We start from the raw sequence: 13613 nt of genomic DNA on the forward strand, positions 1-13613 counted from the left end.
TAATAATTCCAGCTATAAACTGAAACGGCAGGTACTACTCGGCAAGTCGCGCCATTTCTGTCGCCGCAAGCATAAATGCCCCTGCGCCATAATCGATATTGTGCTCGAATTTCACATCACGCGGATTAAAGGCGGGAAGTTGTACCCAGCCCATCATGCCGTTGTCGTGAATACAGCCTTGCAAAGCGGCCCATGCTTTTTCAACTACTGGAAGGTAGGTATCACGATCTAGTTGCTCGGTATTAATCCCCCATGCTAAGCCATAACAAAACAGCGCAGTGGCACTACTTTCAGGTGCCGGGAAGTTATCAGGGTCGAGTAAACTGGTTCGCCAAAAACCATCGGCTTGCTGGTATTTCACTACCTCTGCCGCAAGGTTATTAAATAACTCAAGGTAGCGAGCACGTTCGCTATAGTCTTCTGGCATACGTGCCAATAAGCGTGGTACAGAGGCTAATACCCAACCGATACCTCGGCTCCAGAACACTTTATTGCCATTCGCTTCGCGTAATTCATTGCCGCTGCCATCTGGAATGTAGCGGTGATCGCGATAAAACAAACCTGTCTCTGGATCGAATAGATGATCAACCGAATCCCAGTAGGCGGTGTTCATGTAATCAAGGTATTTATTGTCACCGGTTTGCTGCGACAAGGCGGCAAAGGCTGGCGGCGCCATAAATAATGAATCACACCACCACCAATCTTTACGCCCGAGCTCTGGGGTCTCAACCATCAGATCCAACGCTTTGACCGTTGGCTCAAGGGCTTCAACTTGATTCACCACAGGGTAAACATCTAGGTATGCCTGACAGCAGATGTGGTCATCCGCAAAGCGCGCATTGGGGCCCGCACGAAAACCTGTGTGCAACGCGTAATTCATAACACCGTCGAGGTATTCTGAGTCATCGGTTGCTAACCATGCCGCTGAGGTACAAGACCAAAATACGCCTCGTTCCCAATCGGTATCTTTAATAAAACGAGTTTTGCCACTACGACGGATCACGCTGCGAGTTTGATTGGCCGCTTGATAGCGATATACCCGCTTCATGGTATCGAGAATGGCTTGTTTAGTGCCTAACGTCATCTTACTTCTCCCTTTTCCCTTTTCTTTCGCCTGCTTGCTTAACGCGCCAACCAACCACCATCAACTGCAATGGTGTAGCCGTTGACGTAATCGCTCGCAGAAGAAGCAAGGAATACCGCAGGGCCTTCTAAGTCTGCTGGCAAACCCCAACGATTCGCAGGAATACGCTCTAAAATTGCAGCATTACGCGCTTCATCCGCACGCAAAGCAGTCGTGTTGTCGGTTGCCATGTAGCCCGGCGCAATCGCGTTCACATTAATGTTGTGCTCGGCAAGTTCAGTCGCCAAGGCGCGGGTTAAGCCCATCACAGCCGACTTACTCGCGGTGTAAGAAGGTACGCGGATACCGCCTTGGTAAGACAGCATTGAAGCGATATTGATGATCTTGCCGCCATTGCCCTGTTTAACAAATTGCTTGGCAACAGATTGCGATAAGAAGAACAAGGTTTTCTGGTTAATGTTGATCACATCATCCCAGTCGGATTCTGAGAATTTCAACAGATCTTCACGGCGAATGATGCCTGCATTGTTGATCAAAATATCAACCTGCCCCATCACCTCGACCGCTTCCGCAACAATGGCTTCAAGCTTATCTTGTTCCATTAGGTTGGCCGTAATGTAGTGGAACTTACGACCCAGCGCTTCCACTTGCTGCTGAGTTTCTGGGGCTGCTTGGTGGCCAATGCCTACAATATTTGCGCCCGCTTTCGCCAGCCCTAACGCCATACCCTGACCAAGGCCTGTATTACAGCCAGTAACGATGGCAACTTTGCCTGAAAGATCAAACATGTTCATTTGGAATTCCTAATTTAGCTGGGCGGTATAGCAAGCAATAAAAAGCTAATTGCTATTCGCTATACCGCAAATTGAGAGAGGTGTTACTTCAGATCGCTCATTGCGACGTGGTCCATGTCATGGAAGGTTTGGTTCTCTCCCACCATGCTCCAAATAAAGGTGTAAGCCGCGGTGCCAACGCCTGAGTGAATAGACCAGCTAGGGCTGATCACCGCTTGTTCGTTACGCATCACAATATGGCGGGTTTCTTGTGGCTCACCCATGTAATGGAAAACGATATTGTCGTCTTTCATGTTGAAGTACAGGTACACTTCCATACGGCGTTCGTGGGTATGGCACGGCATGGTATTCCAAAGGCTACCCGGTGCTAGCTCCGTCAAGCCCATGAGTAACTGGCAAGTCGGTAGAACCGCAGGGTGCAGGTACTTGTTGATGGTACGAACGTTACAGTTTTCTTGGCTACCGAGGGTTTCTGGCGAGGCATCTTCACGGGTAATTTTGCGGGTTGGGTACGTCATATGGGCTGGCGCGCTGTTCACGTAAAAACGAGCAGGCTGTTGAGCCGAGACACTTTCAAATTTAACTTCTTTAGCCCCTTTACCCACATAAATGGCTTCACGCGTGCCAATCTCATAGGTTTTGCCATCAACAATGACTAAGCCTGGCTCACCGATATTGATCGCACCCAGTTCGCGACGCTCTAGGAAGTAATCAACACCGATTTCTTTACCGCCCTCAAGCATTAATGCTTCGTCAGTAGGCACGGCACCGCCAACAATAATGCGGTCAATGTGGCTATAAGTCAGGTTCAGTTGACCTTCTTGAAACATATTTTCGATCAGGAACTGCTCACGAAGCCCAGCTGTGTCGAGTTGTTTAGCGTGTTCGCTATGAATTGGTTGACGAATTTCCATGTTAAACCTCTTATTCATTTGTTTGGCAAGGTACACAACGTTATGTCGTCGTGGCTGTTAGTTACCGCTTTTACTCGCAGCGGCTTGGTAGGCCCATTCACCTTTTAGTAAGGTCCCTTGCACGTGTAATGCTTCATTCATAACAATCAGGCTGGCATCCATGCCTTCGGCAATACTGCCAAGGCGGTGGGCAAGCCCAAGATAATTTGCAGGAACATACGATGCCATTTGCACCGCTTCCCATTCAGGTACATGGCTGCTGAACACCATGTTTCGCAGCGCTTGATCTAAGCTACAGGTGCTACCTGCGAGCGAACCACACTTAGTGCGCGCAGCGCCATCAGTGACGGTAATGGTTTGCGCGCCTAGTAAGTATTCACCATCGGCTAAGCCACCCGCACGCATACAATCTGTGATTAAGGCAATGCCTTGATAGCCTTTCATTCGGTAGGCGAGTTGCATCATGACTGGGTTAACGTGAATACCATCGGCTATGAGTTCTGCCAGCATGTCGTGGTAAAGTACCGCGCCACAGCATCCCGGTTCGCGGTGATGTAGCCCTCGCATACCGTTGAAAAGATGCACCCCACAATCGGCGCCACGGTGATAAGCTTCTGTGACTTGATCAAAGGTGGCATCGGTGTGTGCCACTGACGATTTGATTTCACGCTCGGCCAGCCAACTGATCGCTTCCATTGCCCCTTTCGCTTCTGGTGCAACCGCCACACGGAGTAGCGACTCCCCCGCACTTTGATGAAGCTGTTCAAGCTCAGACAATGATGGCGATTTTAAATACGCCGTTGGGTGCGATCCGCGATGAGGCTCAGTGAAATACGGACCCTCTAAAAAACTCCCCAATAGTTCCGCACCTTGGTGCTGCACTGTTGAAGTGAAACTGCGAACCTGCTCTAAAGCATTTAGAATATCGGTCCAAGGCGCTGTCACTGTGGTGCCAACCCAAGCAACAACCCCCGTTTGGGGTAAGGCATTGGCGATGGTTTGCAATGCGTTATCGGTTGCATCCATCACATCGGCGCCGTCACGGCCATGAATATGAATATCCACAAAGCCCGGCATTAAAGATTGCCCTTCAAGGCGAATAACAGGGCAGTCTGTTGGTATATCCGTCGTGAGTGCTGCAATCTTTCCATCTGCAACAATAACTAGGGTATCCGTGGCGATACCTTGTGGTGTAAACACCCGATCAGCGTGTAAAGCGTATCGCATGGTTATAACCCATCTTCACATTCAGAAACGGGTTCAGGTTGCATCAGCGCTTCGACTTCTTTGCGCATGTCTTGCATACACGAAGTGCCAATCTCTAGTAATAAGTCCACCAGTACTCGCAATGTCACGTCTTCACGTTCAAAAGCGGCATTGGCTATCATAGGTAAGTTAGCGCCACCAATAAGCTCAACGTTTGGCTGATCCATCAAAATCGCCAGCGCACGGTTACACGGTGAACCACCTGGAATATCGGTTAAAAACAGCACCCCTTCGCCCGAATCCACATCTTGTGCCGCTTGGCGAAGATCCGCTTCAAGTTGCTCTGTCGACATTGATTCGACAAAGTCGATAAACGCCATTTGCTCTTGCTCACCCGCAATCGCTTTTACTGCCGACTGCATCCCAGATGCGAAGTTAATGTGGCCTGAAACAACAATACCAATCATCTTAAAATCCTTGATTAGGGGGGAGGTTATCCCCCCAAGCTATCGAAACGTATGGCTTACAAAATACCGAGGAAGTGACCGACAACACCGGCTGCAAGGGTTGAGAAAATCAACACTGGCGGTTTAGCCCAGAAGCCCGTGCCCTTCACCATTTTGAGCATAAAGAACACCAATGCCAGTGGCAGAATGTTCGGCATGATCTTGTCAAATAAGGCACTTTGTAGTTCGACTACCTTGCCCCCCAATTCGAGCGAGGCCGTGGTCTGGACCCGAATAAAGGTGGCCGATAACGCCCCAATAACAAAGATACCCATGATATTGGCCGCTTTGGCGAGCTTCTCGGTGGCATCACTCATGTTCACCATGGCGGCAGTACCCGCTCTGTAACCCATGAACATCAAACCGAAGTACACAGCAAAGTGAACAATTTGGTACAAGAAGAAGAACACGAATGGACCAGCAATCGAGCCTTCCATCGCAATCGACGCACCCAGTGCCAAGGTCAATGGCATCAAGGTCATGTGGTCAATCGCATCACCGATACCGCCCGTTGGTCCCATACCCGCAACTTTCATTACGTTAACGGTCGACGGTTTTTCTTTGTTCTCTTCCATTGCAATGGCTGTACCTAGCAAGAAAGTGAACAACTTAGGACTGGCATTAAAGAACTGTAAGTGGTTCTTTAACGATTTCGCCAAATCGCGTTTATTGTCACCGTGGATCTTCTTCAGTGCTGGGATAATGGAGTAAGCAAAACCACCCGCCTGCATCCGCTCAAAGTTAAAGTTACCTTCCATGAACAGGCCACGTAACGCACAGATCCAAAGATCTTTTTTCGAAATCACTTTGCGTGGTGTGGTGTCTTCGTATGAATCAATATCATCAACCAGACTTTCATGAACCTTGGTGTTTTTACCGGCTAAAGTGCCTGCTGTGATATCAGATGCCATCTTCAAAATCCTCTACTTGTTGGTTGTTTGAACTTCCATTATTTCCACTGAAGAAGTAGTAAAGCGCGGCTGCTGACGCACCTAGAATTGCCACAGCCATAATTGGTAACTTGAGGTAAGTTGTCATTACGAAGCCGATGAAGAACACACCCGCCACTTCTTTTGACCACATGATTTTCAGTAACATTGCGAAACCAATTGCTGGAACCATCTTGGCACCAATGCCTAGGCCTTCTAGCAATACTTTCGGTGCGTTTTCATCAATCCAGCTAGCGGCGTGCTCGCCAAAGTAAACAGTGATAAAAGCAACTAAGGCGTACAATAAAGAACGTAACGAGATGGTGGTGATCAGTAGCCTGTCTATACCGCCTGAGTCTGCAGCTTCAGCAAATCGATCTGCTTTACCCATAGTGAAAGACGTTAGCGCGAAGAAACCAATGACCAACATTTGCATCATGACTGCAATCGGCATACCTACACCCATTGCTACTTCTGCTGATTGGCCTGTCATCACGGCAAAAGCAACAGCAGCAATCGTACCCATGGTCACATCTGGCGGCTGTGCCCCAGCGTTAGGCACCAAGCCTAACCAAGCCAGTTCCAAGGTGGCACCAGCAATCAGACCAATTTGCATATCACCCATGATCAGACCAACGACAGGGCCTGTGATGAGTGGGCGGTGGATGTTCAACGCGACATCGTATTTATCGATACCACAGAAGAACGCCCATACTGCGACCAGCGTAGCTTCAAAAAACATGATTTATTCCTTGTTTAAATCTCTGTTTATAGTGAGGTATGACGCGGCTTACGCCGACGCCATGGCAAGTTCAAGAACGTTAACTGGTTTTTGATCCGGCGTGTTTTGCACTGTGCAAGTCACACCACGCTCCACCATACGTTCAAAAGCATTAATGTCTTTTTCATCGACCGAGACCGTCTTGGCGATCTGGCGTTTACCCTCATGAAAATGCATATTCCCAACATTGCAATGCGTCAATGGCACACCACCTTCAACCAAACGAGCAACATCTGTAGGGTTGTTACATAAGACGAAGATCTTCTGTTTCTCTGACGCTTTGTGGATCACATCAATGGTTTTTTGGATAGAGAAAAAACGAACGGCATACTCACCACCAGCTGAAGCTTTCATTCCCGCTTGCATAAAGGCAGCGTTTGGCCCTTCAGCTGCGTCATCATTAGCAACAAGGATTAAGTTTGCTTCGGTGTGCTTTCCCCACGTGATTCGAATTTGACCATGTAGTAGGCGCTCATCGATTCGGGTCCAAACAATGTTAGGTGCTGTCATAAGAGTGCTTCCTGTCTACTTATTAAAATTATGTATAGTGACACCTTGAACAACGCGGTTTACTTCACCGGTAGGGCAAGGATTATCAGGTGTATTACCCAATGCTATTGCACGATGGAATGCATAAATCTGGGCAAAAATAATGTATGGGAATAAGAGCTCGATATCAGTCGCAGTATCCATAGTAGGGACATGTAGGTAGTCACCACTGGTTACTTGATCGTCTAGCTGAGCTGTAATCGCAATGACCTTACGCGCAATCTTGTCGCGACGAAGCTCACTGAGCAAATCAAGGTCATATTGGCGGGTATATGGGTTGTTCGAGATATACACAACTATCAACGTCTCGTTATCAACAATGGATTTAGGTCCATGACGAAAGCCCAGTGGCGAGTCATACGTTGCCACGACTTTGCCCGCCGTCAGTTCAAGTAACTTCAGTGCTGATTCCTGAGCGAGCCCTTGTAAACCACCACTTCCTAAGTAAATGACGCGGCTAATATCTAGCTTTGCTATATTACTGGTAGGTATATTAATTTCCTTGACCAGCCCCTCAGAACATAAGGATAACCTTTCAATCTCTTTCGAATGATCACGTTTTCCATCAAGAATCGAAAATGCAGCCACCATCATCGAAGAAAAGCTCGAGGTCATCGCAAACGATTTATCATTGGTTTCTTCTGGCATCAGCAGGGCGAAACAACGATGATCATTGATACTATTTTTATATAACTGCCCCTCTGCATTACAGGTCAGCACAAGGTGATAGCAATTGGTCAGGCATTGGTTCGCTAACTCAACCGCAGCAACACTTTCAGGGCTGTTTCCTGAGCGGGCAAACGACACCAATAACGTTGGTAAATCCTCCGCAAAATATTGATACGGATTCGAGACTAAATTCGTTGTCGCAACAGCATCGACACGTCTTCCCGTATTTTCAGCTAAAGCAGGTGCCAATGCTTGGCCAGCAAATGCCGATGTTCCTGCGCCTGTCATCACAATGCGTAAGTTTGAATGTGCTAGCACTTTCGCCATAAAGGCGTCGATTGCAGGAAGGCATTCGTTAAACGTCGCCTGCGTTTTACGCCAGCATGAAGGTTGCTGCTCAACTTCTTTAGCAGTCCAGAAAGCACTTAAGCTTTCAAGATCTTGCTCTGAGTAGCCCAGATATTGGTTCATGTAGTACCTCTTAACCTTTAATTTGCTTACAGGCTTTCGCATAACTACGAAGCACCTGATGAATTTTGTCTAAAACCAAAGCCTTAGGCTCAGATTCAATCAGGCCTGCACGAACCGCTTGAAACTGCTCAGGCAAATACTGACTTAATAGGGGAAGTGGAATGCCTGTACGCGATAGGTTGGCAAACAATGTTTCTTGGGCGTGATGAATTTGTTCATTCGGCCAGTAATAACGAATGCGATCACTGAAGCTATAACAGCGCGCAAAACGCTGTTGGTGTTCATCACCGTGGTAGTATTTGTTCCAGTAATCGGGCGCATTACACATCTGCTGCTCGATCATTTCACGGAGGTTTGAACAATGCGCTTTGGCGACAATTTCTTCTTCAATATCGCAAAGATTGAACAGTGCTTCTCGCATTGCAAACGTTAAAGCTGGGCCAACTTTCAGAATTGCAAAATGCCCTTCGACCAATGCTTTATAAGCTGTATCGGTTTGATAATCGGTTGAGTGCGCTTCAAACACTAAGTGTTCGTAATCATTCACCACAGTACTTAAAGACACCGCTTTCTCTGGGCAATAATCAATAACGCCTGTGTGGTCAAATTCAACCCCAGGTTGAACCACTAAACCGATAACCCGTGACCAACAATCAGCAACACCAGCGGCATCAAATGCAGCTTGATGGCATTCAATGGTTTTAATTGCTGCAGCAGATGAGGTGACTTCAAGCTCGTTCAGTGCTTCAGCGGCCCCGCCCGGTACTGGTACTTCGGTACCAATCACATAGGAAAGATCACTAAATCCAAAGCTTGATATCGCCGTCTTTTCAGCAATCTTTGCCAATCTAGCAGCACGTTCCGCGACAATTTCATCTGATAGCGGCACGGGATCATCAAGACAAGACATGCTGCAATCGAGGTGAATTTTCTTAAAACCAGCAGCGACATAAGCTGCGATCAAATCATCGGCATTTCGCATGGCTTCATCGGCATTAAGGCCTTGCCAGCGATTGGGACCTAGATGATCGCCACCTAAAATGAGTTTTTCCGTAGGGAATTGAAGTAATTCCGCCATCTCCAATACGAAATTTCGAAAGTCGACAGGCGTCATGCCTGTGTAACCACCAAATTGATCGACTTGATTGGAGGTAGCTTCAATTAATAATAAAGAATCGTCGCTCAACGCCTGCTTGAGAGCGGCTTCTATCACCAGAGGGTGAGCAGAACAAACAGCATAAATACCGTTTTGTTCACCCGCTTTATGGCGTTGAACGAGATTTTGAAGGGTGTTCATGTACTAACTCCACAATCTACATCTGGAATGCTGTTATGGAGTTAGTGGGTTAATACTCTTTTTCTACAATAATCACATCAACTTTCATATCACGAAGACCTTGAACATAGTCTTCAGGAATATCAGAATCTGTCACTAAAATATCAATGTTTCCGAACTCACGAATCATGTGGCAACTGCGTTTACCGAATTTACTTGAATCGACAACCGCAATTACTTGCTCAGAAATCTCACACATCAAACGGTTAAGACTCGCTTCCTGCTCGTTGTGTGTTGTGATACCGGCTCTTAAATCAAAACCATCCACCCCAAGAAAAACCTTATCAAAACGATAGTTTTTCAAGCTGTGTTCGGCTTGAGAGCCTGAAAAAGAGAGTGCATTCTTACGAAGTACACCACCCGACATCAGAACCTCTATTCCAGGTGCTGACGCCAACTCCATTGCAACATCCAGACCATTGGTCATAACCACTACATCTTCCAGCGATTTCAAGCTGGATGCGATTTCTCGCGTAGTCGTTCCCGAATCCAGAATTACAGTGTCACCACTTTCGATAAGTTTCGCTGCAGCCTGACCAATCAGAGATTTAATACCCGCATTTTGGCGGCGTTTCTCATGAACAGTCAGCTCTGCAATCACCCCAGTATTCGGAATGGCTGCGCCATGAGAGCGGACAACATAACCATTCTTTTCCAGAAAACTAAGGTCACTTCGAATCGTGACACTAGAGACATCAAACTGTGCGGCAAGGTCCTCGACACGTGCTTTCCCATCACGGTTAACCACGTTCACAATTTCCATGCGCCTTTCGACTGCACTTTTCACTTTACCTTGTCTCCTTACGAAATCAGCAAAATCTCTTTCGCTTGATTTCGAATACAGCTTACACCTAAAAACGAAAGCAACAACGCAAGAAATGAAAACTTTTGATCTCTTTCACAATCTTTCGCATTGTTACGTTTACTCTTGCGTAGACTTACGCATTTGTTCATATCATAACCTTCGCCAACCTTAATGCCAAACTCTAACCACTTATATAGCGCCCAATTTTAACTAATTGTGTGACATATAAAGATAATAACTTTCGCTAAAAGCACCAATTAACTTTCGTTTACTTTTTTGTGATCAATTACACAGCCATTTAAATTTCGATCACTTACGATCCGAAGCAATTCGCAAGCACTTCGTAAGTAATTCATCGTGCTAGGTCATAAAAATAACTAAACACAAGGCTAATGAAAGAAAACACGCCTTTCATTTGTTTTTAAACATCCAATACGTTTCACTTTCAGGAGAACATATGTCTATCTCGCGACGTAGCCTACTAAAAGGCATGGCAGCCACCAGTGCTGTCGCGGCAACGGCAGGGTGTGCCACATCACCCAATACCCTCACAGCTAGTGACAGCAATACACCACAAGAGAAACAACCCAATCTATTGATCGTCTTTCCTGACGAGATGCGTGCCCACGCGTTAGGTTTTATGAAGCAAGACCCTTCTGACACGCCAAACCTGAACCGCTTTGCGAAACAGAGTGTGGTACTGCGTCAGGCAGTGTCTAACTTCCCGCTTTGTACGCCTTTCCGTGGCATGCTGATGACGGGGCAATACCCTTACCGAAACGGGATTCAGGGCAACAGCCATACTGCAATGCCGGGCAAATTTGGCGGTAAAGACTTTGGAATTGAATTAAAGAAACAGACCCGTACTTGGTCAGATATTTTGAAAGATCAAGGCTATAGCATGGGCTATATAGGGAAGTGGCACCTTGATACGCCAGAAGCTCCCTTTATTCCAAGTTATAACAACCCAATGGAAGGCCGTTACTGGAATGATTGGACAGCCCCTGATCGTCGCCATGGTTTCGATTTTTGGTATGCCTACGGCACTTACGATAAACACCTAACACCTATGTACTGGACCAATGAAACACCGCGTGATCAACCGATCAAAGTGAATCAATGGAGTCCAGAACACGAAGCTGATATTGCGATTAAATATTTACGTAATGAAAACGGTGCTTATCGTGATAGCGATAAACCCTTTACGTTAGTGGTGTCGATGAACCCACCCCACTCGCCTTACGACCAAGTACCGCAAAAATATTTAGATCGTTATAAAGATAAAACCTCGCAAGCGCTGAATACCCGACCAAATGTGCAATGGGATAAGGAATACCTTGAAGGTTATGGCCCTGAGTATTTCAAAGAATATATGGCAATGGTTAATGGCGTTGATGAGCAGTTTGGTCGTATTGTCGACGAACTTGACCGCTTAGGTCTTGAAGAGGAAACCCTTGTGGTCTTCTTCTCGGATCATGGCTGCTGCCTTGGTTCACACGGTATGCCAACCAAAAACAACCATTACGATGAGTCTATGCGGATCCCTATGATGTTCCGTTGGCCTGGCAAACTCGCGCCACGCCAAGATGATCTCTTATTCTCAGCACCGGATATTTACCCAACCTTATTTGGCTTAATGGGTATCCCAGCTCTGATCCCAGATACCGTGGAAGGGGCTAACTTTGCCAATACTATCAATGGCATCGAAGGTGATGATAAACCTAGCTCGCAGTTCTACACCTTCATGCCATACGGCGGACAATCCTATGGACGCCGTGGAGTAAGAACCGATCGCTACACCCTCATGATGGATAGGAAAATCGGTAAACCACTATCAGTGGTATTACACGATAACCAGCAAGACCCTTATCAAATGCAAAACATCGCCGAGCAAAATGAAAGCCTAGTACATCAGTTAGTCGAAGAGGAATTGATGCCTTGGCTTGAACATACCGGTGATCCTTGGCGCCCTACCGAAGTACCCGCCAATACCGCGAATGCTTACACCTAATTTAACAATCACAACCAAATCAAATACCAACTTAAACAATAAGGTTATTATGAACACGACAACGAAATTTATGCTGGCCTCTTTATTAGCAGCATCATCAGCACAAGCCCTTGCTAACGACTATAAAACCACGGTTGAATACCGCCACCAATATTTAGACGGTTCAGAAAAACATGCTGATCGTTTCAAAGCCTTTTTAGACACAGGTAAAAACATTGGTTTTGAACTTGATGCGCGTTATTCAAATGATGAAGGCGCTTTCGATGCAATGACCATGAATGGCTCGGAATTCTCAGCCTTCTATTACAAGAAACTGAATAAGAACATCGTTGGGTTAGTTGGTACCTCACTCGACTTTACTTCTGCGGGTCTTGTTTATGTACCTTATGCACGTTTGAACTACGCGTTCGACAATGGTTTCCGTATCCAAGGCCGTTATAAGTGGAAATTCTGGGATTACGGTCAACAAGGTACTGACGGCAATAGCTACCATTCAAAGATCCAACAATTTGATACTTGGCTAGGTTATAAAACGGGTGACTGGGACTTCCAATACGAGTTCCAATTCTGGAAAGAGATGTCAGACAACGCGCAACCACTATTTGATAACGGCTCCACCGACTACTTACATAATGCGCGCGTGATGTACTCAATTAAGACCACAGACGGTGAAAACTGGCGTCCATTTGTTGAAGTGGGCCAAGTGAAACAAAGCCGCACTAGCGATGAAAGACAAATCCGTTACCGTGTGGGTATTAAATACACTTGGTAATAACGCGGTTTCTTATTTAACTAAATAGAAAGCCTCCAATAGGAGGCTTTCATTATACTAAAGCAGTCTACGCGTTAACGACTCACTCGCTATTACTTCGATTTTTCCGCAATCATCTTTTTGACCATTGGCGCTAGCTGTTCATAAGGTAGATAACCCGGTAACAACTGCCCATCAATTAGCATTGCTGGCGTACCACGAACCCCAAGATCGTTGAATAACTGATAGTTTTTCTGAACGATATCAGTTGCAGTCGCATCTTCAGGTACATATTGAGTAACGTCATTTGCTTTTGCTACTTTCATGATTGAGCGTTCGTTATGGATCCCCGGCTTACTGATCAACATTTTATTTACAGCATCAAACTTATCAGGTGCATTTTTCCATACATTAAGCGCAAATGTGGTTGAGTTTGCCGAAGACGACATTTCTTTTAACGGCACAAGAATATTAATAACTTTAATATCCGCTGGGTTTTCATTCGCAATACGTTGAACAACCGGATCCAGTTTTTTACACCAAGGGCAGCTAAAATCAGTCAGAACCACAATGGTTAACTTAGGATCGCTTGAACCAAACCAAGGTAGGTTTGGATTGTTATAGATATAGTCATGATTGTCGCTAAGCACTTGGTCAAAATGCTTTTCTTGCGCAAAATACGCATTCAAGTTGTCATACAGGCCATCAATAATACTTGGGTTAGCTTGGAGCATTTCATTAATTCCTTGAATTTTTTCTTGTTGCGTCTTAGCTAAAGACAGCGGCGAAAAAATCATAGTCATAATA

General features: G+C 46.1%; 14 protein-coding genes. 2 read left to right on the top strand and 12 right to left on the bottom strand.

What is annotated here, in order from left to right:
* Nucleotides 1-34 precede the first annotated feature (34 nt).
* The 11 genes from ASV53_RS17830 to agaR all read right to left on the bottom strand — a co-directional run bounded on the left by ASV53_RS17830 (nt 35) and on the right by agaR (nt 10026).
* Entirely contained in the window at nt 35-1084 is a 1050-nt protein-coding gene (locus ASV53_RS17830) for a glycoside hydrolase family 88/105 protein (RefSeq protein ID WP_094958077.1), read from the bottom strand.
* 38 nt (nt 1085-1122) lie between these two features.
* The gene (kduD, locus tag ASV53_RS17835) at nt 1123-1878 is read right to left on the bottom strand and encodes a 2-dehydro-3-deoxy-D-gluconate 5-dehydrogenase KduD (RefSeq protein ID WP_094958078.1); all 756 of its coding nucleotides are present in this window, start codon (nt 1876-1878) and stop codon (nt 1123-1125) included.
* Between the two features lie 83 nt (nt 1879-1961).
* Entirely contained in the window at nt 1962-2792 is an 831-nt protein-coding gene (gene kduI, locus ASV53_RS17840; RefSeq protein WP_094958079.1) for a 5-dehydro-4-deoxy-D-glucuronate isomerase, read from the bottom strand.
* Between the two features lie 57 nt (nt 2793-2849).
* The gene (nagA, locus tag ASV53_RS17845) at nt 2850-4019 is read right to left on the bottom strand and encodes an N-acetylglucosamine-6-phosphate deacetylase (protein WP_094958080.1); all 1170 of its coding nucleotides are present in this window, start codon (nt 4017-4019) and stop codon (nt 2850-2852) included.
* Nucleotides 4020-4021: 2 nt separating this feature from the next.
* Nucleotides 4022-4465: a PTS galactosamine/N-acetylgalactosamine transporter subunit IIA gene (gene agaF, locus ASV53_RS17850; RefSeq protein WP_094958081.1), complete on the bottom strand. Its 444-nt coding sequence runs from the start codon at nt 4463-4465 to the stop codon at nt 4022-4024.
* 56 nt (nt 4466-4521) lie between these two features.
* On the bottom strand, nt 4522-5415 hold the full coding sequence (locus tag ASV53_RS17855) for a PTS system mannose/fructose/sorbose family transporter subunit IID (protein WP_094958082.1): 894 nt from the start codon (nt 5413-5415) through the stop codon (nt 4522-4524).
* Nucleotides 5405-6175, bottom strand: a complete 771-nt coding sequence (gene agaW / locus ASV53_RS17860; RefSeq protein ID WP_094958083.1) for a PTS N-acetylgalactosamine transporter subunit IIC — start codon at nt 6173-6175, stop codon at nt 5405-5407. Before agaW ends, ASV53_RS17855 begins: the two co-directional genes overlap by 11 nt.
* Before the next feature lie 48 nt (nt 6176-6223).
* Complete coding sequence (gene agaV, locus ASV53_RS17865) at nt 6224-6724, bottom strand: PTS N-acetylgalactosamine transporter subunit IIB (protein ID WP_062692387.1); 501 nt, start codon at nt 6722-6724, stop codon at nt 6224-6226.
* 15 nt (nt 6725-6739) lie between these two features.
* Entirely contained in the window at nt 6740-7903 is a 1164-nt protein-coding gene (locus ASV53_RS17870; protein ID WP_094958084.1) for an SIS domain-containing protein, read from the bottom strand.
* Between the two features lie 10 nt (nt 7904-7913).
* Nucleotides 7914-9200 (bottom strand): tagatose-bisphosphate aldolase subunit KbaZ, encoded by a 1287-nt coding sequence (gene kbaZ / locus ASV53_RS17875; RefSeq protein WP_094958085.1) that lies wholly within the window; start codon nt 9198-9200, stop codon nt 7914-7916.
* A 49-nt stretch (nt 9201-9249) separates the two neighbouring features.
* A complete protein-coding gene (gene agaR, locus ASV53_RS17880) occupies nt 9250-10026 on the bottom strand; it encodes a transcriptional repressor AgaR (protein WP_062692383.1) in 777 nt (258 codons plus the stop codon).
* 475 nt (nt 10027-10501) lie between these two features.
* Here agaR and ASV53_RS17885 point away from each other — a divergent pair, with 475 nt between their 5' ends.
* Both ASV53_RS17885 and ASV53_RS17890 read left to right on the top strand, forming a co-directional pair.
* The gene (locus tag ASV53_RS17885) at nt 10502-12055 is read left to right on the top strand and encodes a sulfatase family protein (protein ID WP_094958086.1); all 1554 of its coding nucleotides are present in this window, start codon (nt 10502-10504) and stop codon (nt 12053-12055) included.
* Nucleotides 12056-12104: 49 nt separating this feature from the next.
* Complete coding sequence (locus ASV53_RS17890; protein ID WP_062692671.1) at nt 12105-12827, top strand: oligogalacturonate-specific porin KdgM family protein; 723 nt, start codon at nt 12105-12107, stop codon at nt 12825-12827.
* A 92-nt stretch (nt 12828-12919) separates the two neighbouring features.
* Here the strand turns inward: ASV53_RS17890 and ASV53_RS17895 are convergent, their stop codons facing one another.
* Entirely contained in the window at nt 12920-13612 is a 693-nt protein-coding gene (locus ASV53_RS17895; RefSeq protein ID WP_239928843.1) for a DsbA family protein, read from the bottom strand.
* Nucleotide 13613 lies beyond the last annotated feature (1 nt).

This window comes from Photobacterium sanguinicancri, assembly GCF_002265265.1.
In the GTDB taxonomy this organism is placed as follows: Bacteria; Pseudomonadota; Gammaproteobacteria; order Enterobacterales; family Vibrionaceae; genus Photobacterium; species Photobacterium sanguinicancri.

Excerpts from the sequence above, each read along its gene's own strand:
- ASV53_RS17830 (WP_094958077.1), bottom strand. The coding sequence starts at position 1,084 with ATGACGTTAGGCACTAAACAAGCCATTCTCGATACCATGAAGCGGGTA.
- kduD (WP_094958078.1), bottom strand. The coding sequence starts at position 1,878 with ATGAACATGTTTGATCTTTCAGGCAAAGTTGCCATCGTTACTGGCTGT.
- kduI (WP_094958079.1), bottom strand. The coding sequence starts at position 2,792 with ATGGAAATTCGTCAACCAATTCATAGCGAACACGCTAAACAACTCGAC.
- nagA (WP_094958080.1), bottom strand. The coding sequence starts at position 4,019 with ATGCGATACGCTTTACACGCTGATCGGGTGTTTACACCACAAGGTATC.
- agaF (WP_094958081.1), bottom strand. The coding sequence starts at position 4,465 with ATGATTGGTATTGTTGTTTCAGGCCACATTAACTTCGCATCTGGGATG.
- ASV53_RS17855 (WP_094958082.1), bottom strand. The coding sequence starts at position 5,415 with ATGGCATCTGATATCACAGCAGGCACTTTAGCCGGTAAAAACACCAAG.
- agaW (WP_094958083.1), bottom strand. The coding sequence starts at position 6,175 with ATGTTTTTTGAAGCTACGCTGGTCGCAGTATGGGCGTTCTTCTGTGGT.
- agaV (WP_062692387.1), bottom strand. The coding sequence starts at position 6,724 with ATGACAGCACCTAACATTGTTTGGACCCGAATCGATGAGCGCCTACTA.
- ASV53_RS17870 (WP_094958084.1), bottom strand. The coding sequence starts at position 7,903 with ATGAACCAATATCTGGGCTACTCAGAGCAAGATCTTGAAAGCTTAAGT.
- kbaZ (WP_094958085.1), bottom strand. The coding sequence starts at position 9,200 with ATGAACACCCTTCAAAATCTCGTTCAACGCCATAAAGCGGGTGAACAA.
- ASV53_RS17885 (WP_094958086.1), top strand. The coding sequence starts at position 10,502 with ATGTCTATCTCGCGACGTAGCCTACTAAAAGGCATGGCAGCCACCAGT.
- ASV53_RS17890 (WP_062692671.1), top strand. The coding sequence starts at position 12,105 with ATGAACACGACAACGAAATTTATGCTGGCCTCTTTATTAGCAGCATCA.